Origin of the sequence: Streptomyces chrestomyceticus JCM 4735 (assembly GCF_003865135.1) — a bacterium.
In the GTDB taxonomy this organism is placed as follows: Bacteria; Actinomycetota; Actinomycetes; order Streptomycetales; family Streptomycetaceae; genus Streptomyces; species Streptomyces chrestomyceticus.
The window spans coordinates 3,557,003-3,578,774 of sequence record NZ_BHZC01000001.1 but is presented as its reverse complement, the minus strand read 5'-3'; the positions used below and the strand labels follow the sequence as shown (position 1 = coordinate 3,578,774).

At 72.0% G+C, this 21,772-nt stretch carries 21 protein-coding genes; 10 read left to right on the top strand and 11 right to left on the bottom strand.

Features of this window, described 5'->3' with window-relative positions; translation table 11 throughout:
• Window positions 1-82 precede the first annotated feature (82 nt).
• Window positions 83-496: a MerR family transcriptional regulator gene (locus EJG53_RS14850; RefSeq protein ID WP_125045244.1), complete on the bottom strand. Its 414-nt coding sequence runs from the start codon at window positions 494-496 to the stop codon at window positions 83-85.
• A gap of 59 nt (window positions 497-555) precedes the next feature.
• Between EJG53_RS14850 and EJG53_RS14845 the strand changes: the two genes are divergently transcribed.
• Window positions 556-1,473, top strand: a complete 918-nt coding sequence (locus EJG53_RS14845; RefSeq protein WP_125045243.1) for an NAD(P)-dependent oxidoreductase — start codon at window positions 556-558, stop codon at window positions 1,471-1,473.
• A gap of 144 nt (window positions 1,474-1,617) precedes the next feature.
• Here the strand turns inward: EJG53_RS14845 and EJG53_RS14840 are convergent, their stop codons facing one another.
• The 3 genes from EJG53_RS14840 to EJG53_RS14830 form a co-directional block, all read right to left on the bottom strand.
• The gene (locus EJG53_RS14840; protein WP_125045242.1) at window positions 1,618-2,034 is read right to left on the bottom strand and encodes a hypothetical protein; all 417 of its coding nucleotides are present in this window, start codon (window positions 2,032-2,034) and stop codon (window positions 1,618-1,620) included.
• A 97-nt stretch (window positions 2,035-2,131) separates the two neighbouring features.
• Window positions 2,132-2,797 (bottom strand): peptide-methionine (S)-S-oxide reductase MsrA, encoded by a 666-nt coding sequence (gene msrA / locus EJG53_RS14835; RefSeq protein WP_125045241.1) that lies wholly within the window; start codon window positions 2,795-2,797, stop codon window positions 2,132-2,134.
• 116 nt (window positions 2,798-2,913) lie between these two features.
• Entirely contained in the window at window positions 2,914-4,020 is a 1,107-nt protein-coding gene (locus EJG53_RS14830; RefSeq protein ID WP_125045240.1) for a hypothetical protein, read from the bottom strand.
• Window positions 4,021-4,191: 171 nt separating this feature from the next.
• On the opposite strand from EJG53_RS14830, the gene EJG53_RS14825 reads away from it, so the two are divergent.
• A complete protein-coding gene (locus tag EJG53_RS14825) occupies window positions 4,192-5,352 on the top strand; it encodes a cystathionine gamma-synthase (RefSeq protein ID WP_125045239.1) in 1,161 nt (386 codons plus the stop codon).
• Between the two features lie 118 nt (window positions 5,353-5,470).
• On the opposite strand, the gene EJG53_RS14820 is transcribed toward EJG53_RS14825, so the two are convergent.
• The 3 genes from EJG53_RS14820 to EJG53_RS14810 form a co-directional block, all read right to left on the bottom strand.
• Complete coding sequence (locus tag EJG53_RS14820; RefSeq protein WP_125045238.1) at window positions 5,471-5,722, bottom strand: hypothetical protein; 252 nt, start codon at window positions 5,720-5,722, stop codon at window positions 5,471-5,473.
• Window positions 5,723-5,747: 25 nt separating this feature from the next.
• Window positions 5,748-6,362: a sigma factor-like helix-turn-helix DNA-binding protein gene (locus EJG53_RS14815; RefSeq protein ID WP_244955143.1), complete on the bottom strand. Its 615-nt coding sequence runs from the start codon at window positions 6,360-6,362 to the stop codon at window positions 5,748-5,750.
• Window positions 6,363-6,575: 213 nt separating this feature from the next.
• Window positions 6,576-7,076, bottom strand: coding sequence for a MarR family winged helix-turn-helix transcriptional regulator (locus EJG53_RS14810; protein ID WP_031007890.1), 501 nt, complete (start codon window positions 7,074-7,076; stop codon window positions 6,576-6,578).
• Between the two features lie 156 nt (window positions 7,077-7,232).
• Here EJG53_RS14810 and ilvA point away from each other — a divergent pair, with 156 nt between their 5' ends.
• The 3 genes from ilvA (at window position 7,233) to EJG53_RS14795 (ending at window position 10,815) form a co-directional block, all read left to right on the top strand.
• Window positions 7,233-8,639 (top strand): threonine ammonia-lyase, encoded by a 1,407-nt coding sequence (gene ilvA / locus EJG53_RS14805; RefSeq protein WP_244955142.1) that lies wholly within the window; start codon window positions 7,233-7,235, stop codon window positions 8,637-8,639.
• A 296-nt stretch (window positions 8,640-8,935) separates the two neighbouring features.
• Window positions 8,936-10,018, top strand: coding sequence for an ATP-binding cassette domain-containing protein (locus tag EJG53_RS14800; protein ID WP_244955141.1), 1,083 nt, complete (start codon window positions 8,936-8,938; stop codon window positions 10,016-10,018).
• On the top strand, window positions 10,015-10,815 hold the full coding sequence (locus tag EJG53_RS14795) for an ABC transporter permease (protein ID WP_125045237.1): 801 nt from the start codon (window positions 10,015-10,017) through the stop codon (window positions 10,813-10,815). Before EJG53_RS14800 ends, EJG53_RS14795 begins: the two co-directional genes overlap by 4 nt.
• 105 nt (window positions 10,816-10,920) lie before the next feature.
• Here the strand turns inward: EJG53_RS14795 and greA are convergent, their stop codons facing one another.
• Together greA and EJG53_RS14785 are read right to left on the bottom strand one after the other, a co-directional pair.
• Window positions 10,921-11,418, bottom strand: a complete 498-nt coding sequence (greA, locus tag EJG53_RS14790) for a transcription elongation factor GreA (RefSeq protein ID WP_125045236.1) — start codon at window positions 11,416-11,418, stop codon at window positions 10,921-10,923.
• Between the two features lie 291 nt (window positions 11,419-11,709).
• Window positions 11,710-12,117, bottom strand: coding sequence for a DUF4307 domain-containing protein (locus tag EJG53_RS14785; protein ID WP_031007895.1), 408 nt, complete (start codon window positions 12,115-12,117; stop codon window positions 11,710-11,712).
• Window positions 12,118-12,212: 95 nt separating this feature from the next.
• Between EJG53_RS14785 and mca the strand changes: the two genes are divergently transcribed.
• Both mca and EJG53_RS14775 read left to right on the top strand, forming a co-directional pair.
• Window positions 12,213-13,085, top strand: coding sequence for a mycothiol conjugate amidase Mca (gene mca, locus EJG53_RS14780; RefSeq protein WP_125045235.1), 873 nt, complete (start codon window positions 12,213-12,215; stop codon window positions 13,083-13,085).
• Between the two features lie 4 nt (window positions 13,086-13,089).
• Window positions 13,090-13,404 (top strand): hypothetical protein, encoded by a 315-nt coding sequence (locus tag EJG53_RS14775; RefSeq protein ID WP_125045234.1) that lies wholly within the window; start codon window positions 13,090-13,092, stop codon window positions 13,402-13,404.
• 200 nt (window positions 13,405-13,604) lie between these two features.
• On the opposite strand, the gene EJG53_RS14770 is transcribed toward EJG53_RS14775, so the two are convergent.
• Window positions 13,605-16,883 (bottom strand): tetratricopeptide repeat protein, encoded by a 3,279-nt coding sequence (locus EJG53_RS14770; RefSeq protein WP_125045233.1) that lies wholly within the window; start codon window positions 16,881-16,883, stop codon window positions 13,605-13,607.
• A gap of 357 nt (window positions 16,884-17,240) precedes the next feature.
• Between EJG53_RS14770 and EJG53_RS14765 the strand changes: the two genes are divergently transcribed.
• Window positions 17,241-17,558, top strand: a complete 318-nt coding sequence (locus tag EJG53_RS14765; protein ID WP_125045232.1) for a helix-turn-helix domain-containing protein — start codon at window positions 17,241-17,243, stop codon at window positions 17,556-17,558.
• A 236-nt stretch (window positions 17,559-17,794) separates the two neighbouring features.
• On the opposite strand, the gene EJG53_RS14760 is transcribed toward EJG53_RS14765, so the two are convergent.
• On the bottom strand, window positions 17,795-18,331 hold the full coding sequence (locus tag EJG53_RS14760) for a Uma2 family endonuclease (protein ID WP_125045231.1): 537 nt from the start codon (window positions 18,329-18,331) through the stop codon (window positions 17,795-17,797).
• Window positions 18,332-18,553: 222 nt separating this feature from the next.
• On the opposite strand from EJG53_RS14760, the gene EJG53_RS14755 reads away from it, so the two are divergent.
• Together EJG53_RS14755 and EJG53_RS14750 are read left to right on the top strand one after the other, a co-directional pair.
• Window positions 18,554-20,593 (top strand): thioredoxin domain-containing protein, encoded by a 2,040-nt coding sequence (locus tag EJG53_RS14755; RefSeq protein ID WP_125045230.1) that lies wholly within the window; start codon window positions 18,554-18,556, stop codon window positions 20,591-20,593.
• Between the two features lie 102 nt (window positions 20,594-20,695).
• The gene (locus EJG53_RS14750) at window positions 20,696-21,721 is read left to right on the top strand and encodes an MDR family NADP-dependent oxidoreductase (RefSeq protein ID WP_125045229.1); all 1,026 of its coding nucleotides are present in this window, start codon (window positions 20,696-20,698) and stop codon (window positions 21,719-21,721) included.
• Window positions 21,722-21,772: the final 51 nt, after the last annotated feature.

The window sequence follows — 21,772 nt, the reverse complement described above, 5'->3', positions numbered from 1 at the left end:
CGACGGTCCGCGAAGCCAGCCCTCTGCCGGCGTCAGCCGGACGCCGTACCGAGCGGCGACGCAGCGACATCAGCGGCCCGCTTCACCGCACGGCAGGCTTCTTCACCGCACGGCAGGCTTCCGGATCGTCGTCGTCACCCCCGGCCGTCACTGTGGCGGCGATGACGGCGTCCAGCTTCTCCCGCGCGGCCAGCAGACCGGCCACGGCCTCGTCGAGGCGTTCACGTTCCCGGTGCAGGTCGGGCAGCATGCCGGAACAGGCCGGCGCCAGGATCTGCCCGTCGTCGACCATGCAGGGCATCAGTTCGGCGATCGTGGCGGTGCCGAGACCGGCGCCGAGCAGCATGCGGATGCCCCGGACGGTGGCGATGTCCTCTTCCGCGAATTCGCGGTACCCGCTCGACCGCCGCGACGGCTTGAGCAGCCCCTGCTCCTCGTAGTAGCGCAGCAGGCGTGGGCTGACCCCGGTCCGCCGGGCGAACTCCCCCATACGCATGTGACGACCACCACGTCCAGTTGACTCTCACACCGATGTGAGACAGCAGTCTAGGCCGCATGACTGACACCCCATCAACAACTTCTCATTCCACCCCCGTTACCGTCATCGGCCTCGGCCCCATGGGCCTCGCCCTGGCCGAAGCGCTGCTGCAACACGGCCACCCCACCACCGTCTGGAACCGCACCCCGGAGAAGGCCGACACCCTCGTCACCAAGGGCGCCCACCGCGCAAGGACGGCCGCCGAAGCGACATCCGCGAGCCCCGTCACGGTCCTGTGCCTCAAGGACTACGCGACGATGTACGCGGTTCTCGACACCGCAGCCGACGCCCTGAAGGGCCGGGCCCTGCTGAACCTCAACTCCGGCACCCCGAACGAGGCGCGAACAGCGCTCAGTTGGGCGACCGAACGCCACATCGCCTACCTGGACGGCGCGATCATGGTGCCACCGCCACTCGTCGGGCACCCCGGCTCCGTCTTCCTCTACAGCGGCGCGCGGCATGTCTTCGACGAGCACCGGGCGACGCTGGCGAGCCTGGGCGACCCCCGGTACCTCGGTACCGACCCCAGCCTGGCGGTGCTGTACAACACGGCACTGCTCGACCTGATGTACGCGACCATGAACGGCTTTCTGCACGCCACGGCCCTGGTCGGCTCGGCGAACGTCCCGGCCACCACATTCGCCGAACTCGCCCTCGACTGGTTCATGCCCGCAGTGGTGACCGCGACCCTCACCGAGCAGGCGCCCGCCCTGGACCGGGGTGACTATCCCGGCGACGCGGGCACCCTGGAGATGAACCTCCACGCGCTCGACCACATCACCCGCACCTGCGTGGAACAGGGCCTTCACTCCGACCAGCCGCAGCTCATGAAGGCGATCACCGAGCAGGCGATCGCCCAGGGCCACAGCGGCAAGAACTACCTGGCCGTACACGAAGTCTTCAAAAACCCGCCCCAGCCCCGCCGCCCCGGCTAACCCTCCACCCCCATCCTTATCCCCAGCACCTCCGCATCCCCCGCCAACGCCCGGAAGTACTCCACCGGCTCGCCGACCAGCTTCCGCGCCTCCACCACCCGCGCCGAAGCCCTGAAGGCGGCCGAGACACACACGTACGCCGTCTCAGTGAACGATGACCCCCGGGACCAAGGCAACAAGCCCCGAGACGAAGCTCCCCAGCCCGGCCAGCGTGACGACGACGGCCTTCCCGTCCGAGAACAGCCCCGCGCAGAACACGCGCACCTGCCGCCGGACGATCAGCATCTTCAGCTTCTGCCACCGGTGCTGGCGGATGTGGCACCCCAACAGCAGCCCGTAGGCGTTGTTGCGACAGCCGTCCGGGCGTCCGCGTACCGGGGCGCCACACGGCATCGGCGCCTGGAAGAAGCTCCAGAAGAACACGGCGGCGGAAAGAACGATCACCACAGCCGGCCCCGCCGCGGCATGAACCCACGCCGCGATCAACAAGACACCGGCCAGCACACCCCACCACTGCCGCAGCCCGCCGAGTTGCCCGCCCCGTGCCCCCGAAGTCGCCATGAGAAAAGGGTGACGGCTCGGGGGCACGATGGCGCCCGGAAAGAGCCGCTCGTCTGAAATTGAGACGGGGGCTTCCGCAGCGGGCCGTCAGCCCCACTCACCCGTCGGCCTGCGCCACCCCCACCGGACAGCTCACGCCCGTCCCCCCGATCCCGCAGTACCCCGCCGGGTTCTTGTCCAAGTACTGCTGGTGATATCCCTCGGCCGGATAGAAAGGCCAGTCGGCGGCGGGGAGGATTTCGGTGGTGATGGTGCCGTAGCCGGAGGCGGTCAGGACGGACTGGTAGGCGGTGCGGGAGGCTTCGGCTGTCTGTTGGTCGGCGGGGGAGTGGGTGTAGATCGCGGAGCGGTACTGGGTGCCGGTGTCGTTGCCCTGGCGGAAGCCCTGGGTGGGGTCGTGGGACTCCCAGAAGAGCTTCAGGAGGGCGGCGTAGGAGGTCTTGGCGGGGTCGTAGACGACGCGGACGGCTTCAGTGTGGCCCGTCAGGCCGCTGCACACCTCTTCGTAGGTGGGGTTGGGGGTGTGGCCGCCCTGGTAGCCGGCCAGGGTCGTCCAGACGCCCTCGGCCTGCCAGAACTTGCGTTCGGCGCCCCAGAAGCAGCCCAGGCCGAAGTCGGCGGTGCGCAGGTGCTCGGGGTAGGGGCCGAGGAGCGGGGTGCCGAGGACCGTGTGCCGGTCGGGGACGGTGAAGTCGCGTTCGGGGCGGCCCTTCAGGGCCTCCTCCGGGGAGGGCAGGGCGTTCTTGAAGCGGTTGAAGAGCATGGCGTCTCGCTCCGGGGGTGAGGGAAGAGGACGGTGGCCGGTTGCCGGGACAACGCCGGGAGCGGGAGACGCATTCCGGGGGCGGGGGGGGAGGGGTAGGGGTGGGCCGCCGGTGGTCATGGGTGCGCGCGGAAGTTGGACGACGTGCCGCCACCGCGTTCCCAGCCGGCCACGGCCAGGGCGCGGAACGCGGCGTACTCGGCGGCGGGGCTGCTGCCGTACGACCACGGGACGGCGCCGACGTGGCCGTCGACCAGGCGCAGTTGCTCCACGGCCTCCGCGTAGCGCTCGGCGTGCACGAGGAACCAGATGAGCAGGTGCCGGACGTGCGGGGCCATGGGGTGGTCCGCCGGGGCCTCGCGCAGGGCGAAGTGGGCGCCTTCGATCGCGCGTTCGACTACGGCGCTCTGGAAGAGGCCGCGGACCATGTTGGCCTCGGGCAGGTGGTCGTAGACGGCGAAGAGCGGGAGCGCCGGGAGCAGGCTCTTGGCGGGGGCGGCCGAGGCGGCGCTCTCGGTGAACGCGGCGGCCTCCTCCTTGAAGCCGTGCCACTTCTGCGACCAGTACGGCAGGGCGGCGAGGTGCGCGCCCATGTGGTGCGGGGCGCGCTGGGCGACCTTCGACCACAGGGCGTCGTAGTCCGCGCGGCGGTCGCCGAGGCCGCGGGCGACGGCCAGCTCGGTGATGTACGGGACGGGGCTGCCGGGGGCCAGCAGGGCCGCCTCGTGGCAGACCGTCCGGGCCTCCTCCAGGATCATGCGGAAGTCCTGCGAGCCGGGGTCGCGCAGTGCCTGGATGACGAGGAACTGGGCGTGGGTCTGGGCGCCGCCCGGGTCCTTGGGCGCCTCGGAGCGCCACGTACGCAGCCAGATGCCGCCCTGTCCGGGCCGCTCCGCCAGCTCGAACGCCGCGGCCCCGGCGAGCGTCTGCACCCGCTGCCAGCGGCGCTCCCAGTCCTCGCCGGTGGCGCTCAGCAGGTTTGCGGCCGGGCGCCAGTCGTGGCTGCGCCGGATCTCGTCGAGGGCGTCCTCCAGCTCCTGGTCGGGGCCGGGCAGCCGTACGTCGAGCTCCTGGGCCGGGACGAATCCGTAGCCCGCCATGGGGTCGGCGGCCACCGCCAGGCCCTGCTGGGCCTGCTGCGCGGCCTGCCGGCGCCGCAGCCAGGGCAGCAGGACGAGACCGCCGAGCGCGGCAGCGGCGAAGAGAACCAGCAGAACGTCCATGGGGTCAGTCTCGGATTCCGGTCGTGGGATGCGGGCGGGCGGGGCGGCGGGCGCCGGGGCGGAGCGGGGCGGGACGGAGTGGAGCGTGATTGTGTCTTGTATGTATCCACTATCCAGCGAAGCAGAAAGTTCCGAAAAGTTCGCGGGTGTGGACGACTACCCTCGGCAGACATGAGCGATCAGCGCGAGCAGCGCCCCCAGAATTTCGAGACCCTTGCCATTCACGCAGGTCAGGAGCCCGACGAGGCGACCGGCGCGGTGGTACCGCCCATCTATCAGGTGTCCACCTACAAGCAGGACGGCGTGGGCGGGCTGCGCGGCGGCTACGAGTACAGCCGCAGCGCGAACCCGACCCGTACCGCCCTGGAGGAGAACCTGGCCGCCCTCGACGGCGGCCGCCGCGGCCTGGCCTTCGCCTCCGGCCTCGCGGCCGAGGACTGCCTGCTGCGCACCCTCCTGGTCCCCGGCGACCACGTGGTCATCCCCAATGACGCGTACGGCGGCACGTTCCGCCTCATTTCGAAGGTCGTCGAGCGGTGGGGTGTGGAGTGGTCGGTCGCCGACACCTCCGACCCGCAGGCCGTACGGGACGCGCTGCGCCCCCGTACCAAGGCGATCTGGGTGGAGACGCCCAGCAACCCGCTTCTCGGCATCACCGACATCGCCGCGCTGGCGGCCGTGGCGCGCGACGCCGGGGTCCGCCTGGTCGTGGACAACACCTTCGCCAGCCCCTACCTCCAGCAGCCGCTGGCCCTCGGCGCGGACGTGGTGGTCTACTCCACGACCAAGTACATGGGCGGCCACTCGGACGTGGTCGGCGGCGCGCTCGTCGTCGACGACGCCGAGCTGGGCGACGAGCTGGCCTACCACCAGAACGCGATGGGCGCGGTCGCCGGGCCGTTCGACTCGTGGCTGGTGATGCGCGGTCTGAAGACGCTGGCCGTACGGATGGACCGGCACAGCGCCAACGCCGGCCGGATCGCCGAGCTGCTCGCCGCGCACGACAAGGTGACGCAGGTCTACTACCCGGGCCTGGCGTCGCACCCCGGCCACGAGGTCGCCGCCAAGCAGATGCGTTCCTTCGGCGGCATGGTGTCGTTCCGTGTGGCGGGCGGCGAGGAGGCCGCGGTGGAGGTCTGCAACCGCGCCAAGCTGTTCACCCTCGGTGAGTCGCTGGGCGGCGTGGAGTCGCTGATCGAGCACCCGGGCCGGATGACGCACGCCTCGACGGCGGGTTCGCTGCTGGAGGTCCCGAACGACCTCGTACGGCTCTCGGTCGGCATCGAGTCGATCGACGACCTGGTCGCGGACCTCACCCAGGCGCTGGGCTAGGAAGCACTCGGGCGCGAAGGCAGGAGGCGCTCAGGCGCTGGGCCGGGGAACGGGCCAGGTGCTCGGCCAGGGGACTTCAGGCGCTGGGACAGCGGCGCCTGGAGCTCCCGGCCTCCGTTCACCACCCTTCCAGCGGAGGGGTGGTGTGCACCGGCGGCGGCAGCCACGGCTGGTCGACGGCCGCCCAGACCAGGAGCGCCGCCAGCGCCGCCACGGCCAGCAGCCACAGCAGCCGGCGCGCCAGCCGCCGGTGCACCAGCAGCCGTCGGCCGCTCGCGGCGGCGCGCAGCGCCAGGTCGGGCGGGACCGGCGGGTGCGGCCCGTCCAGCATCCGCCGCACCTCGGCCTCCTTGCGGTCCGGAAGGCTCATGGCGTCTCCCTGCGGTCCGGAAGGCTCATGGCGCGGCGGCTTCCGGGTGTGGGGCCGGTAGCAGCGGGTCCGGGGCGGGTGGTGCGTCAGGGGCCTGAGCTGCGTCCGGTACGCCGACGGGTTCCGGTGCCGCTGCGCCGACCTGTACCGGCGGCTCCGCGCGCCCGGCAGGAGGATTGCTGCGCATGTGCCCCACCGCCCGCAGACACAGCGCGTGGACGCGTTCGGCGGGCAGGCCCAGTTGCGCGGCCGTCTGCTCCTCGGCGACGCCCTCGTAGAGGCGCAGCACGAGCACCAGCCGCTCCTGCGGGGACAGCCGACCCAGAAGGCCACCGGGCGGCGGCCGCCTGCCGCGTCCCAGGGCGCGGGGGAGCCGTTCCCGCCAGGCGGAGTGCGCGAAGTGGGCGGCCATCTCCTGGCGCGTGCGGTCGTACGGGTCCTCGCCGCGCAGCCGGTCCCAGGCGGCGTACGTACGGGCCAGCGCGAGGGTGAGCAGGCGCTCGGCGGCGGGCGCGCGCCGGTCCTCCGGCTCGGCGGTCAGCAGCGTGGCGGCGCGCAGCAGACGGCCGGCCGCGCCCGCGACGAACGCCTCGAACTCCCGGGCACGACGGCGTTCCTGGGCTGCCCGCCGCTCTCGCACAGCTCCATGGCACGGCAGGCCCGGCACGCGGTCAAGAGGCGGCAGGGAAAAACCGGGGCGGGCAGGGCCGGACGCCGCTGCTCCTCCTGCTGCGCGGCGGACGGATCGCCGTCCGGCCGCTCAGGAACCGGTGAATCGAGGTCCGTCCACCGGTCAGGAACCGACGGACCGGATTCCGGTCGCTCAGGAACCGACGGACCGGATTCCGGCCCCTCAGGAGCTCGACGGCACCGGCGGCAGCGTCGCGGTGACCGTGGACAGGGAGGCGTTGAAGCGCGTCAGCAGGCTGCAGAAGGAGTCCCGCTCCTCCTCCGTCCACTCCTCCGTGACCAGCGCCATCAGGGCGCGGCGGGAGGCCCGTACCTCTTCCAGCCGGGAGCGGCCGCGCTCGGAGAGCTGGAGCACGACCGCACGGCCGTCCTCGGGGTGCGAGGCGCGGTTGACCAGGCCGGAGTCGACCAGCGGGGCGACCTGCCGGGTGACGGTGGAGGAGTCGATGCCCATGCCGGCGGCCAGCGCCTTGACACCCATCGGGCCCTCTTTGTCCAGGCGGTTGAGGAGCAGGTAGGCGGCACGGTCCATGGAATTGCGTGCCTGGCCGACGCCGCCGAGCCGGCTCTGTTCGGCGCGGCGGGCGAAAACGGCGACTTGGTGTTGCAGCGCGTCGAGAAGAGCGGGGTCGGTGTGGGTCGTCATGTCCGAAGAGGTGGGCATGGCCGGGAGCTCGCTTCATGGGATGCGTACGGATTGGGGGACAGAGTACGCGGCCCCGGCGCCGCCCGTACCGGCGCTGTCCAAAGACGTGCCGGTGCCGCACCGGTCCGGCGGCCCCGGGACCCGGCCGCGGACCGAACTGTAAGACTGGGCTTCATGGCCGATCACACGCCGCACGAGCACACTCCTGCCCCCGGTTCCTCTTGGGATTCCGCTTCCGCTTCTGCCGCCGGTCAGCGACCCGGTCCGGCATCGGTCCCGGCGCGTGCGGAGGCGTCCGGTACCGGCGATGAACCGGCGTCGCATTCCGGTTCCGCCTCCGTTTCCGGGCCGGGCGCGGGCCCGGCGGCCGCCGCCTCCGCCGCGCTCACCGTCGAGGACGTACGGGAGGCGCAGAAGATCCTGTCCGGCGTCTCACGGTCCACCGCCTTGGAGGGGAGCCGGCACCTGTCCGGTTTGGTGGGGGCGCCGGTGCATCTGAAGTGCGAGAACCTGCAACGCACCGGCTCCTTCAAGATACGTGGCGCGTACGTGCGGATCGCGGCGCTCTCCCCGGAGGAGCGGGCGGCCGGGGTGGTCGCGGCCAGCGCCGGCAACCACGCGCAGGGCGTGGCGCTGGCGGCCTCGCTGCTCGGGGTGCGTTCGACGGTGTTCATGCCGGTCGGCGCGCCGCTGCCGAAGGTCGCCGCGACCCGTGAGTACGGCGCCGAGGTGCGGCTGCACGGGCAGGTCGTGGACGAGACGCTGGCCGCCGCCCAGGAGTACGCCGACGCGACGGGCGCGGTCTTCATCCACCCCTTCGACCACCGGGACATCATCGCGGGCCAGGGCACGGTCGGCCTGGAGATCCTCGAACAGTGTCCGGAGGTGCGCACGATCGTCGTGGGCATCGGCGGCGGCGGGCTGGTCGCGGGCATCGCCCTGGCGGTCAAGGCGCTGCGGCCGGACGTGCGGATCGTCGGGGTGCAGGCGGCGGGCGCGGCCGCCTATCCGCCCTCGCTGGCGGCCGGGCGGCCGGTCTCGATCGAGGCGCCGGTGACGATGGCGGACGGCATCAAGGTCGGGCGTCCGGGCGACGTTCCGTTCAAAATCGTCGGCGATCTCGTCGACGAAGTCCGTACCGTGTCCGAGGACGAGCTCTCCAGCGCTCTGCTGCTCTGCCTGGAGCGGGCCAAGCTGGTCGTGGAGCCGGCGGGGGCGAGTCCGGTGGCGGCGCTGCTGTCGCGGCCCGAGTCCTTCGAGGGGCCGGTGGTCGCGGTGCTGTCCGGTGGCAATGTCGATCCGCTGCTGATGCAGCGCATCCTGCGGCACGGCATGGCCGCGGCCGGGCGTTACCTGTCGCTGCGCCTGCGGCTGACGGACCGGCCGGGGGCGCTGGCGACGCTGCTCGCGGTGCTGTCGGAGGTCGACGCGAACGTCCTGGACGTGAGCCATGTGCGGACCGATCCGCGGCTCGGGCTCACGGAGGCGGAGGTGGAACTGCATCTGGAGACCAAGGGTCCGGAGCACTGCACGGAGGTCGGTTCGGCCCTGCGGGCGGCGGGTTACACCGTCATGGGCTGATGTGGCGGCGAACTGGCGTGCGCCATGGGCTCGCGTGTGCCACGGCTGATGTGCGTCGTGAGCCGACGCGTGCCACGGCTGTCGTGTGCCGTGGCGCGCGGCTGACCGGCCGCGCGTCCGCACATGGCGTCCGACGTATGTCGCGATGTATCGCGTGTGCGGTAAGGTCCGGGTCCACGGGGAGCTGAGCCATGTTTCGGGGCCCCCTCGGTGCCGGGTATATGCCCGTAGAGCGGCTCATGTCCGGCAAAAGTAAAATTCTTCCTGGAGTCAACCCATACCTTGGGAGTATCCACATGCCAGGCGCCATTTACGCCGAGGGGCTGGTGAAGACCTTCGGCAAGGTGAGGGCTCTGGACGGCGTCGACCTCGACGTCCCCGAAGGAACCGTCCTCGGACTGCTCGGCCCGAACGGTGCGGGCAAGACCACCGCCGTACGGGTCCTGACCACCCTGCTCCAGCCGGACCGCGGCACCGCGGTCGTCGCCGGTATCGACGTCCTCAAGCACCCCGACGCGGTACGCCGCTCCATCGGCCTGTCCGGCCAGTTCGCCGCCGTCGACGAGTACCTGACGGGCCGTGAGAACCTGACCATGGTCGGCCGGCTCTACCAGATGGGCGGGCGCGCGGCGAAGGCCAGGGCCACCGAGCTCCTGGAGCGCTTTCACCTCACCGACGCCGGCGACCGTCCGGCCAAGACCTACTCCGGCGGCATGCGGCGCCGGCTCGACCTGGCGGCCGCGCTGGTCGTCAGCCCGCCCGTGATGTTCATGGACGAGCCCACCACCGGCCTGGACCCCCGCAACCGCCAGCAGTTGTGGGAGGTCATCCAGGAACTGGTCGCCGGCGGCACGACGTTGCTCCTCACCACCCAGTATCTGGAAGAGGCCGACCACCTCGCGCACGACATCTGCGTGGTCGACCACGGCCGGGTCATCGCCCGCGGCACCTCCGACGAGCTCAAGGCGCGTACGGGCGGCGAGCGGGTGGAGGTCGTCGTGCACGCCGCCGAGCACATCGGTACGGCCGACGAGGTGCTGCGCGGCTTCGGCAAGGGCGCGAGCAAGATCGAGCAGCACACGCGCAAGATCACGGTGCCGGTGACGGGCGGCGCCAAGCTGCTCGCCGAGGTGATCCGCGAACTCGACGTCCGCGGTGTCGAGATCGACGACATCGGACTGCGCCGGCCGACCCTGGACGACGTGTTCATCTCGCTGACCGGCCACGCCGCGGAGACGGCGGAGAGCAACGGCGAGGACGGGGCCGGGGAGGGCAAGGACGGGAACGGCAAGCAGGGGGACGGCGACGGCGGGGCCACCGCGGTCGGTGACGCGCCCTCGGGACGGCGGTCCGCCGCCGGAAAGGGACAGCACCGATGAGCACCATGACCGACTCCCTGGTCCTCGCCCGGCGGAACCTGATCCGCATGAAGCGGATCCCCGAGGTGGTCCTGTTCGGCCTCATCCAGCCGATCATGTTCGTGGTCCTCTTCACGTACGTGTTCGGCGGCTCGATCCAGGTCGGCGGCTCGCTCTCGCAGCAGACCTACCGCGAGTTCCTGATGGCGGGCATCTTCGCGCAGACCGTCACCTTCGCCACCGCCGGTGCGGGCGCGGGCATCGCCGACGACATGCACAAGGGGCTGATCGACCGGTTCCGCTCGCTGCCCATGGCGCGCGGCGCCGTCCTCACCGGCCGTACCCTCGCCGACCTCGTACAGACGACGCTCACCCTGATCGTGCTCGCTCTCGTCGCGCTCCTCATCGGCTGGCGCACGCACGAGAACATCGGCAAGGTCGTGGCCGGCTTCGCCCTGCTGCTCCTGCTCGGCTACGCGTTCTCCTGGATCGGCGCGCTGATCGGCCTGACCGTACGGACGCCGGAGGCCGCCACCTCGGGCGGGCTGATCTGGCTGTTCCCGCTGACGTTCATCTCCAACGCCTTCGTCGACTCCAACAAGCTGCCGACGGTCTTCCGGCACATCGCGGAGTGGAACCCGTTCAGCACCACCGTCCAGGCCGCCCGTGAGCTGTTCGGCAACCTGCCGCCCGGCTTCAAGACCCCGGACGCCTGGCCCATGCAGCACCCGATCATCGCCTCGGTGCTGTGGTCGGTGGCGATCCTCGTCTTCTTCCGGACACTCGCGGTCCGCAAGTACCGCAAGGCGGCCGGCTGACCGGAGAGCGGGGCACGGCGCACGGCACAGACGCGACCGGCCCGGAGCCGCTGGGGCTCCGGGCCGGTCGTCGTCAGGCTACGGGCGGGCGCTGCCGCCCGGCGCTCAGGCCGTGTACGGCTTGGCTTCGAGGATCTTCACCGAAGCCTTCTTGCCGTTGGGAAGCTCGTACTCGGCGGTCTCGCCGATCTTCTTGCCGTTCACTCCGGAGCCCAGCGGGGACTGCGGGGAGTAGGTCTCGATCTCCGAGCTCGCGTACTCCCGCGAGGCCAGCAGGAACGTCAGGGTGTCGTCCGGGTCTCCGTCGAACGCGATGGTGACGACCGTGCCGGGGGCCACGACACCAGTGGCGGCGGGCGCCTCGCCGACCTTCGCCGTCTCCAGCAGTTGCTTGAGCTGGCGCATCCGAAGGTCCTGCTTGCCCTGCTCTTCCTTGGCCGCGTGGTACCCGGCGTTCTCCTTCAGGTCACCTTCCTCGCGGGCCGCCGCGATCTTTTCGGTGATCTCGGCGCGTGCGGGACCAGACAGGTACTCCAGCTCGGCCTTGAGCTGGTCATACGCCTCCTGGGTCAGCCAGGTGACGTTGTCGCTGGTCTGGGTCACAGGTGCTCCTCGTCGGTGCTGGGGATAAATCAAACGCCCTACCAGGGAGGCTGCGCCTCCACGGGTGGGCGAAACCACGAGCCTAACAATTCCGGCACAAAACGGGGAAGGGGAATTTCGCCGGGAACGTCATCCGGCCGGATCGTGCCCGGTCAGCGCGCCGGCTCCGACCGGGCTGGGCGACACACCGGCGACACACCGGGCGGTGCGGGGCGCGCACCGGCTGCCGGGGTGCGCCGGGCTCACGGTCTCGGGGCGGCTGCCGGGGGGCACCGGGCCCACGGCTTCGGGTCAGCCGCCGGAGGACGTGCAGCCGACCAGGACGGCGTTGGTCGCCCGTGCCGTCGTACGGATCGTGACCTCGACGTCCACCTGCTCCTTCGGAGCGTCCACGGTGACGTCCTTGCGCCCCACCTCGGCGCCGCTGTCGGCCTGCGAGCGCAGCGTGCACGTACCGGTGTCGTCCTTGCCCTTGACGACTTCCAGGTGCACCTTGACGGCACTGTCCGAAACCCGGTCCCAGGTGATCACCCGGCCGCTGAGTTCCTGCCCGGAGATGTAGGAGAAACCGGACCAGCCGACCACGCCGAGCAGCGCCACGCCCAGCACGGCACCGATGATCTTCAGCTTGCGGTCGGCGCGCTGGTCGGCGGAGCGGCCGTAGCGTCCGTCGGGCAGCCCTTCACGCACCGCGCCCATGATCGCTCCTCCTGCCGGGGGCTCCGGAATTAATCGCCCCGCGCTTCGGTCACTATAGGAAACATCTTCTCCGGCCTTTCACTGAGGATCGAGTCTTGACTGAGCAGCTGCGACTGATGGCAGTCCACGCCCATCCCGACGACGAGTCGAGCAAGGGCGCGGCCACCATGGCCAAGTACGTGTCCGAGGGGGTGGACGTGCTGGTCGCCACCTGCACGGGCGGGGAGCGCGGCTCCATCCTCAACCCGAAGCTCCAGGGCGACCCGTACATCGAGGAGCACATCCACGAGGTGCGCAAGAAGGAGATGGACGAGGCCCGGGAGATCCTGGGCGTCAAGCAGGAGTGGCTGGGATTCGTCGATTCCGGGCTGCCCGAGGGCGACCCGCTGCCGCCGCTGCCCGACGGCTGCTTCGCCCTCCAGGACGTGGAGGCGGCGGCCGAGCCGCTGGTGAAGCTGATCCGTGAGTTCAAGCCGCAGGTCATCACGACCTACGACGAGAACGGCGGCTACCCGCACCCCGACCACATCATGACCCACAAGATCTCGATGGTGGCGTTCGAGGCGGCCGGCGACCCGGAGAAGTACCCGGAGGCCGGTGAGCCCTGGCAGCCGCAGAAGCTCTACTACAACCAGGGCTTCAACCGGCCGCGCACCGTCGCGCTGCACGAGGCGCTGCTGGAGCGTGGCATGGAGTCCCCGTACGGGGAGTGGCTGGAGCGCTGGAAGGAGTTCGAGCGCCGCGAGCGCACGCTGACCACGTACGTGCCCTGCGCCGACTTCTTCGAGATCCGCGACAAGGCGCTGATCGCGCACGCGACGCAGATCGACCCCGACGGCGGCTGGTTCCGGGTGCCGATGGACATCCAGAAGGAGGTCTGGCCCACGGAGGAGTACGAACTCGCCAAGTCGCTCGTCGACACGTCCCTCCCCGAGGACGACCTCTTCGCGGGCATCCGCAACAATTGACTCCATGATGAGCGCGACTAGCACCCTCGCCGTGACGCCCTTCGTCACCCTTGCCGACAGCTTCGACAAGGACAAGGTGACCCCGGGCGTCCTCGGCTTCATCGTGTTCGCGGTCATCGGCGGCGCCGTATGGCTGCTGATGAAGTCCATGAACAAGCGGATGAAGAAGGTCGACTTCGAGGAGGCCCCGGAGGCGCCCGCCGCCTCCGGCGCGGCGGCCCCGGCCGAGGCCACCGCGAAGGGGCAGGCGAACAGCCAGGCGAAGAAGAACCAGGCGAAGGGGCAGCCCTCGGGGAAGGCACGGCCCGAGGCGGGCTGAGCACGTCCCGGACGCCGGGCGGGGCGGGACGACGTCCCGCCGGCCCGTCCGGCGTCATGGCGCGTGGGGCGCACCCGGCTTCCCTGTACGTGGGGTCACCGGCGTCCCCGTACGTGGGGTCACCCGGCGTCCCTGTACGTGGGGTCACCGCGCCGGAGGAACGCCTCCGGTCCCCGGTCACTGCGACGGGCGAACGGTCGTCAGGTGACGGTCACCCCCATGACCTCGCGCGCGTGGCGGTTCGGAACCATGCCGAGCCGCCATGCCTCCCACCCCGTTTCCGGCTCGACGCCGCGCTCCAGCAGCAGCGCGAACGTCTCCGCGCAGTCCTCCAGCTTCGAGTCCCGGGTCGGATGCCCTTCCTGCGCCAGCCGGGCCAGCTCCTCCTGCGCGACCGCCGCGCCGACCACCGAGCCGCCCGGTGAGGCGAACGGCAGCAGCGTGCAGCGCAGGAAACGGGCCCAGTCCTCGCCGCGCCGGTCCCCGTAACCGGCGAACGTCCGCGCCGCCTCGTCGGCCAGCTCCAGCGCCTGCGCCGCCCGCCCGTTGCCCGCGTCGATGATCACCAGCTCCAGGCAGGACCACGCCTCCCCGTGCGGGACGCCGATCCGCTGGAAGTCCTTGCGGGCGTCCTGGAGGAGCTGCCGGGCGAAGCCGCTGTTGCGCAGCGAACCGGTCTGCGCGGCCCGCAGGTCCCGGGTGACGCGCCCCGAGTGGTGCCGGGCGCAGGCGAGGCCGTAGCCGTCCTGCATCCGGCTGAACATCGTCCTCGACCGCTCCAGGTGCCGCAGCGCCGCGTCCAGGTCGCCCTGCTCCTCCAGCGACTGGCCCAGGTAGTACAGCGTCCACGCCTCGCCACGGGCGTCCTCGTAGCGACGGTGCAGGGGCAGGGCCTGGCGCAGCCGGTCCACCGCCGGGTCCGGGTCGCCGTCCACCAGCCGGGCCCGCGCCAACTGGGTCATCGCCCACGCCTCGCCGCGGTCGTCGTGCGTACGGCCGTACAGGTCCATCGCCGCGTGGAACTCGCGCTCCGCCTCCGGGACCTCGCCCATCCGCAGGTACACCTGGCCGAGCTGGAAGTGCGCCCACGCCTGGCCGTGCAGGCTCTCGCTCTCCCGGTGCAGTTCCAGGGACTCGCGCAGCAGCGCCAGCGCCTCCGCCACCCGCGCGCGGTCCCGCTCCACGGCCGCCAGCGCGTGCAGCGTCCATGCCCGGTCACCGCGCACGTCCGGGCCGGACTGCATCTCCATGGCCTCGCGCAGCTTGGCCGCGGCCTCCGTCAGATTGCCCTGTTGCTGGAGCGTGATCCCCAGGTCACGCAGGGCACGCGCGGCACCGACCGGGTGCTGCGCCTCGAAGTACAGGTCGACCACCGAGGTCAGGGTCGTACGGGCCTTGTCCAGCTCACCGAGCTGCCGGGCCGCGATGCCGGTGCGCCACTGCACGGACCGTACGAGCAGCCCCCGGTCGGCGGCCTTGGTCAGCTCGCTCAGCTCGCCGAGGCGGTACAGGTCACCGCGCAGCAGGCAGTAGTCGGCCAGGGCGCCCAGCAGGTGCGAGACGGTCGCCTGGTCCACGTCCTGGTCGGCGTGGCGCAGCGCGGCGGTGATGAAGCTGGTCTCGTCGTCCAGCCACTGGAGCGCGGCGTCCAGCGAGGTGAAGCCGTGCGAGCCGAAGCGGTCGGCGCGGGTGGACGTACGGCCGTCCACCAGGCGGATCACCGAGTCCGCCAGCTCCGCGTAGCTGCGGATCAGCCGCTCCTGGGCCGTACTGCGCCCGGCCGGGTCCTCCTCGTCCAGCAGGCGGGCGTGCGCGAAGTGGTGCACGAGGGCGTGCAGGCGGTAGCGGTCGCTGCGGACGTGCTCGATCAGGCCCGCGGCGGCCAGTGCCGAAAGCTGCCGTTCGGCCTCCGGCGTGTCCACGCCCAGCAGCGCCGCCGCGGCGGCCGCCCCCAGGCTGGCCCGACCCACCAGCGCCAGCCGGCGCAGCAGTCGGCGGGCCGTCTCCGACTGGTCGCCGTAGCGCAGCCACAGCGCCGCCTCGGCGGGGGACGCCCCTGGCCCGGCGGCCGGATGCCGTGCGGCGCTCTCCGCCAGGTCCGCCGCCAGGGTGGCGGGCGACCTGGGCCCCAGCGACGAACCGGCCACCCGCAGCGCCAGCGGCAGCCCCGCGCACAGTTGCGCGATCCGCTCGACGGACTGGTGGTCGTACGGTCCGGTCTCACCCGCGGACTCGTCGGCCGCGGCCCGCAGCAGCTCCTCGGTGCCCGCCGAGTCCAGCGCGCCCACCGGGAGCTGGTGCACCCACGCCGGGAGATCGCCGGGCAGGTCCATCGGCTCGCGGGTCGTCACCAGCACCAGGCTGTCGGAGCGGTCCGGCACCAGCAGGCGCACCTGTTCCGGGTCCGAGGCGTCGTCCAGCAGGACCGTGACGGGCAGGCCCGTCAGATGCTTGTGGTACAGCTCCGTGAGCCGTTTGACGTGCTGCTCCTGGGAGGGCCGCTCACGGAAGAGCAACTGCTCGCGCGGCGCGCCGAGCCGGTTGAGCAGGTGCAGCAGCGCGTCGCGCGTCGGCAGCGGCGTCTCGCCCGGGGTGTCCCCGCGCAGGTCCACCACGCACGCGCCGCGGAACTGGTCCCGCAGTTGGTGCGCGGCCCGCACCGCCAGCGCCGTACGCCCCGAGCCGGGCTCGCCGTGCAGCACCACGACCGTCGGCCGGGTCTCCGTGCTCGCCCGGGCCGCGTGCACCCACTGCGCGATCTGCGCCAGATGGGCCCGCCGCCCCGCGAACAGTTGCTCCGGCTGCGGCAGATGGGAGAAGGACTGCTCCAGCACGGACCGCTGGCGGGCCGCCGCGCTGCGGTCCGCGCCGCGCAGTTGCGGCACCCGGCTGCCTCGGGAGGCGGCGGGCGTGCCGGAGGAACTGCTGCGCGTCGCCGCCGTCAGCATCCGCTGCTGGTCCAGGAACGGCCGGATGCCGCGCACCTCCAGCGCGGTCAGCCACTGCAGCCGCAACTGCTCGGGACCGCCCGGCTGGCCGCGCATCCCGGCCTGCCGGTGGGCCGCCGGCCAGTGTCCCGCCGTCAGCTTCACGACCGTCGCCGCGGCGCCCGCGGCCACCACCGAGACACCGACGCCGAGCGCCGCGCCGGGGCCCGTCCCGAACGCGAGGTCCGTGCCGAAGGCGGCGACCGCCGCGACCGCCGTGGCCACCGCGGGGGTGCTCAGCTCCTTGCGCGACAGCCGCTCGGACAACGGGCGCTGCCCGGCCGCGGACTCGTCCAGCGCGTGCACGTACGCGTCGTACTCCTCGGACGCCGCACCGGCCAGATCGTCCAGCACCGCGCGGGCCCGGGCCAGCAGGACACCCCGGTCGAGCGTCCCGCCCGAGCGCCGGACCTCCTCCTCGACGGCTCGCGCCAACAGCCCGTCCGCTTCCGCCCGATGACGATCGCGCAGCACAGCCAGTGAGCCCGCCATGCCTTCCCCCTCCTGCAGTTCCCAACGTCCCGGCAGGTCCCGGTGCTCCGGCCCCTCCGGCCTCCCCGCACTCCCCGGCGGCGGGCGCCGACGCCCCGTCCCGGCCCGCGGTGATCGGTTTCCGTACCCACAGTCTTCCGCTTCCGCGCGAAATCCGGCAGGCCTGTGGATAACTCCCCGCGTGGGCCGCGGGCTATCCACCGAGGGGCTTTCGGGCTGCGTGGGCAGGCCGGCGGGCGAGGGGTACAGCGATAGCTGCACTCGGCCCGCTGAACGCGCAGTGAGAGGGAAGCCCTTGGCCGAGCAGCGTTACGCGGCGTACGTGAGAGACCGGACTCAGGAAGAAGGCGGACGACCGTGAGTGGATACACGCGTTGGCAGGACATCCGCGCCGGGCACGTCGCGCGCGCCGGTGGCGAGGACGCCGTGCGGGCCGGCAAGGAAGAACTGCTGGCGAAGATGACGGGCCGCCGACTGGCGGAACTGCGGCGGGCCCGTGGGCTGACCCAGCAGGACGTGGCCGACCGCATGGGCGTCACCAAGGGGCGGGTGTCGCAGATCGAGCGAGGGCACATCTCCGGCCAGGACGTCCTCGCCCGCTTCGCCGCCGCGCTCGGCGGCCGGCTGCACCAGGCCATCTCCTTCGATGACGGGGACGTCGCGGCGATCGTCTGAGTCCGCGACGACGCGCCCGTCGGGGACCGCGCAACGCCGCGAAGCGGGCGTGCGGCTCCCTTACACGGCGTCCTGCCCGTGCCCCGCGCCCTCGTCACCGAACAGTCCTGGTGTGCCGCTTCGATCTCCTGCTCGGTGAGCGCGCCGTGTTCGGCCTCGTGGGAGGCGACGATCTCGGCGAGCCCGTCCATCGCGAGCCGGTGGCGGACGGCTTCAGTGTCGCTCTTCCAGCTCCGTCAGACGGTTCCCAGATCCACGGTGACGGAGAAGGGCGCGGCGGCGTTGATCGCGCCGGTGAACATCTCACCGTCCCGATAGGCCCGGGTGGCGGGGTCAAGGACGTAGGTGTAGATGACGGGGACGCCGGTGACGGCCTGTTCTACCCGCCAGTAGAAGGGGATCCCGGCCTTGGCGTACTGGTTCACCTTCACGACCCGGTCGGTGGTCTCCGAGCCGGGCGACACGACCTCGACGACCAGGAGTACGTGGTCGGGGCGGGTGGGCGTGAGGTCGATGGTCTCCGCCCGGTAGACGGTGACGTCCGGGCGGCGGTTGGTGAGGGGGACGTCCTGCAGCCGGACGTCGAAGTCCGTGTCGGCGTTCCAGTCCGGGCCTGCGGCGGCGTCCAGCGCATTGGCGAGTATCCGGGCCAGACGGTTGTGCCGCTTGGAGGCGCTCGGCCTGTCGACGGCCACCCCGTCCACGATCTCGACGCCGGCGCACCGCTCCTCGGGCCAGGAAGCGTACTGTTCCGCGCTGACCTGCGTAGACATCTACGCGGGTGCCACCGTCCCGGCGGTCATGGGTACCTCCTTCGGGGAGCCCCGACAGTTCCGGAGCTCCGGGGCTGAGGGTACTGTCCTCTGCCCCGGGCGAGTTGTGGCGAGTGGGAAGGTTGTCGCTCTACGCCGCCCCATGGGTGCGATTCAGCCAAGCGAGGCAGCGCCCGTGCGCGCTTCGCCGGCCGGGTCGGGCACTGTGAGAGGCTGGATCGTATGAACCGGTTGGCTGGCGTGACCTCGCCTTATCTGCTTCAGCACGCGGACAATCCGGTCGACTGGTGGCCCTGGACGCCGGAGGCTTTCGAGGAAGCGCGGCGGCGTGATGTGCCCGTTCTGCTGTCGGTCGGTTACTCCGCGTGTCACTGGTGCCATGTGATGGCGCACGAGAGCTTCGAGGACGAGGCGGTCGCCGCCGTGATCAACGAGCACTTCGTGGCGGTCAAGGTGGACCGCGAGGAGCGGCCCGACGTGGACGCCGTCTACATGGAGGCCGTGCAGGCCGCCACCGGGCAGGGCGGCTGGCCGATGACCGTCTTCCTGACGCCCGAGGGCGAGCCGTTCTACTTCGGGACGTACTTCCCGCCCGAGCCGCGCCACGGGATGCCGTCCTTCCCGCAGGTCCTCCAGGGCGTGCGGAGCGCCTGGACGGACCGCCGGGGCGAGGTGGGCGAGGTTGCCGGACGGATCGTCGCCGACCTGTCCGCGCGGTCGTTCTCCGCGTCGCTGGCCAACGGGGAACCGGTGCCGCCGGGCCCGGAGGACCTGGCGAACGCGCTGCTCACGCTGACCCGCGACTTCGACGCCGTGCACGGCGGATTCGGCGGCGCGCCCAAGTTCCCGCCGTCCATGGCGCTGGAATTCCTGCTGCGCCACCACGCCCGTACGCGGTCCGAGGCGGCCCTGCAGATGGTGCAGGCGACCTCGGAGGCGATGGCCCGCGGCGGGATCTACGACCAGCTCGGCGGCGGCTTCGCGCGTTACGCGGTCGACGAGACGTGGACGGTGCCGCACTTCGAGAAGATGCTGTACGACAACGCGCTGCTGTGCCGTACGTACGCGCACCTGTGGCGCGCCACCGGGTCGGACCTGGCCCGCCGTGTCGCCGTCGAGACCGCCGAGTTCATGGTGCGGGAACTCCGTACGGACCAGGGCGGTTTCGCCTCCGCGCTGGACGCCGACTCCGACGACGGCAGTGGCCGGCACGTCGAAGGCGCGTACTACGTATGGACGCCCGGGCAACTGCGTGACGTCTTGGGGGAGAAGGACGCCGAGGTCGCCGCGCACTACTTCGGCGTGACGCAGGAGGGCACCTTCGAGGAGGGTGCCTCCGTCCTGCAACTCCCCGACACCGACGACCTGGTGGACGCGGAACGGATCGCCAGCATCAAGGAGCGGCTGCGTGAGGCCCGGGACGCCCGGCCGCGCCCCGGCCGGGACGACAAGGTCGTCGCCGCCTGGAACGGCCTGGCCATCGCGGCCCTCGCCGAGACCGGCGCCTACTTCGACCGGCCGGACCTGGTGCAGGCCGCCACGGACGCCGCCGACCTGCTCGTCCGCGTCCACATGGACTGGCAGGCACGGCTGCACCGCACCTCGCGGGACGGCGTCGCGGGCGCCAACGCCGGCGTCCTGGAGGACTACGCGGACGTCGCCGAGGGCTTCGTCGCGCTCTCCTCGGTCACCGGGGAGGGCGTCTGGGTGGAGTTCGCGGGCCTCTTCCTGGACACCGTGCTCGTGCACTTCACCGCCGAGGACGGCACGCTCTACGACACCGCCGACGACGCCGAGCAGTTGATCCGCCGCCCCCAGGACCCCACGGACAACGCCACGCCCTCCGGGTGGACCGCGGCCGCCGGCGCGCTCCTGTCGTACGCGGCGCTGACCGGCAGCGCCCCGCACCGGGACGCCGCCGAGCGCGCCCTCGGCATCGTCAAGGCGCTGAGCGGCCGGGCGCCGCGCTTCATCGGGTGGGGGCTGGCCGTCGCCGAGGCCGTGCTGGACGGGCCGCGCGAGGTCGCGGTGGTCGGTCCGGACGGCGACCCGGCCACCCGGGCGCTGCACCGCGCCGCCCTGCTGGGCACCGCGCCCGGTGCGGTGGTCGCCCTCGGGGAGCCCGGAGCGGACGAGGTGCCGCTGCTGAAGGACCGGCCGCTGGTCGAGGGCCGGGCCGCCGCGTACGTCTGCCGCCACTTCACGTGCGAGCGGCCGACGACCGACCCCGAGGAGCTGGGGGAGAAGCTCAGCGGCGGCTGACAGGGGTGAGGGATGAGGGGACCGCGGGCCCCCTCCGCCCGAAGTCCTAGGGCGTAGAGCGGGCTTGAACTTCACGCGGGCGTCAACTTCTAGCGTGACGGCATGACGAACCGCACCGGTGGCGGCCTTCCCGCCACCCACCACGAAGTCCGCCTCACCGGCCGCCCGCGTGGCCCGCTCACCGACGACCTGTTCGAGATTGTCGAGGTGCCGGTGCCCGAGCCGAAGCCCGGGCAGGTGCTCGTACGCAACACCACCATGGCCGTCGCCGCCGTCATGCGGACGCTCATGGACGAGGCCACCACGGTCCCGATGCCGTCCTTCGTGCCGGGCGAGGCGCTGTACGGGTCGGCCGTCGGCGAGGTGGTGGACGCGCCGGGCACCGACTTCGCCCCCGGTGACCTGGTGGAACACCACTTCGGCTGGCGGGAGTACGCCCTGGTGGACGCGGCCGAGGTGCATCGCAGGGACCGGGATCAACTGCCTGACCCGGCCGCTTACCTGTCGCAGGGCCCGACCGCCTACATGGGCGTCGTGCGGGGCGCGGAGGTGCGCCCGGGGGACACGGTGTTCGTGTCCGGCGCGGCCGGCGGGGTCGGGTCGCTGGCCGGCCAGATCGCCCGGCTGCGCGGTGCCGGGCGGGTCATCGGCAGTACGGGATCGCAGCGCAAGGCCGAGTACCTGGTCGACGAGCTGGGGTACGACGCGGCGGTGATCCGCGGCGCCGGACCGTTCGAGGAGCAGTTGCGCAAGGCCGCTCCGGAGGGTGTCGACGCGGTCTTCGACAACGTGGGCGGCGAGCAGTTGCAGGCCGCCGTCGCGCTCGCCAACCGCGGGGCCCGTATCGCGCTCGTCGGCGCGCTCTCCAACCAGCTCTCCGACTCCCCCACGCACACCACCGAGATCGACACGCTGTCCCTGGTGGCGCGCGGCATCACCCTGCGCGGCATCGCGCTCTACGACCACCTCGACCTGATCGCCGAGTGGAACGAGCAGTTCGGGCGCGGCCTCCGGGACGGCACCCTCACCTTCCCGCACGCGCGGCTGCGGGGCATCCAGGAGGCGCCGCGTGCCCTGCGGGAGCTGGTCGAGGGGCGGCATCTGGGGGCTGTGCTCGTGGACTTGTGAGGGAAGTTACTGGGGGAGAGGTGAGTGGTTCTTCCCGTGGCGCGGGTCCGT

Bases quoted from the DNA above. Each gene is read 5' to 3' on its own strand.
- EJG53_RS14775 (WP_125045234.1), top strand. From the start codon at position 13,090: ATGATGAGCGCGACTAGCACCCTCGCCGTGACGCCCTTCGTCACCCTT.
- msrA (WP_125045241.1), bottom strand. From the start codon at position 2,797: ATGCTCTTCAACCGCTTCAAGAACGCCCTGCCCTCCCCGGAGGAGGCC.
- EJG53_RS14820 (WP_125045238.1), bottom strand. From the start codon at position 5,722: ATGAGCCTTCCGGACCGCAAGGAGGCCGAGGTGCGGCGGATGCTGGAC.
- EJG53_RS14850 (WP_125045244.1), bottom strand. From the start codon at position 496: ATGCGTATGGGGGAGTTCGCCCGGCGGACCGGGGTCAGCCCACGCCTG.
- EJG53_RS14840 (WP_125045242.1), bottom strand. From the start codon at position 2,034: ATGGCGACTTCGGGGGCACGGGGCGGGCAACTCGGCGGGCTGCGGCAG.
- EJG53_RS14760 (WP_125045231.1), bottom strand. From the start codon at position 18,331: ATGTCTACGCAGGTCAGCGCGGAACAGTACGCTTCCTGGCCCGAGGAG.
- EJG53_RS14770 (WP_125045233.1), bottom strand. From the start codon at position 16,883: ATGGCGGGCTCACTGGCTGTGCTGCGCGATCGTCATCGGGCGGAAGCG.
- EJG53_RS14750 (WP_125045229.1), top strand. From the start codon at position 20,696: ATGACGAACCGCACCGGTGGCGGCCTTCCCGCCACCCACCACGAAGTC.
- ilvA (WP_244955142.1), top strand. From the start codon at position 7,233: ATGGCCGATCACACGCCGCACGAGCACACTCCTGCCCCCGGTTCCTCT.
- EJG53_RS14800 (WP_244955141.1), top strand. From the start codon at position 8,936: ATGCCAGGCGCCATTTACGCCGAGGGGCTGGTGAAGACCTTCGGCAAG.
- EJG53_RS14810 (WP_031007890.1), bottom strand. From the start codon at position 7,076: ATGCCCACCTCTTCGGACATGACGACCCACACCGACCCCGCTCTTCTC.
- EJG53_RS14795 (WP_125045237.1), top strand. From the start codon at position 10,015: ATGAGCACCATGACCGACTCCCTGGTCCTCGCCCGGCGGAACCTGATC.
- EJG53_RS14755 (WP_125045230.1), top strand. From the start codon at position 18,554: ATGAACCGGTTGGCTGGCGTGACCTCGCCTTATCTGCTTCAGCACGCG.
- EJG53_RS14785 (WP_031007895.1), bottom strand. From the start codon at position 12,117: ATGGGCGCGGTGCGTGAAGGGCTGCCCGACGGACGCTACGGCCGCTCC.
- EJG53_RS14830 (WP_125045240.1), bottom strand. From the start codon at position 4,020: ATGGACGTTCTGCTGGTTCTCTTCGCCGCTGCCGCGCTCGGCGGTCTC.
- EJG53_RS14845 (WP_125045243.1), top strand. From the start codon at position 556: ATGACTGACACCCCATCAACAACTTCTCATTCCACCCCCGTTACCGTC.
- EJG53_RS14825 (WP_125045239.1), top strand. From the start codon at position 4,192: ATGAGCGATCAGCGCGAGCAGCGCCCCCAGAATTTCGAGACCCTTGCC.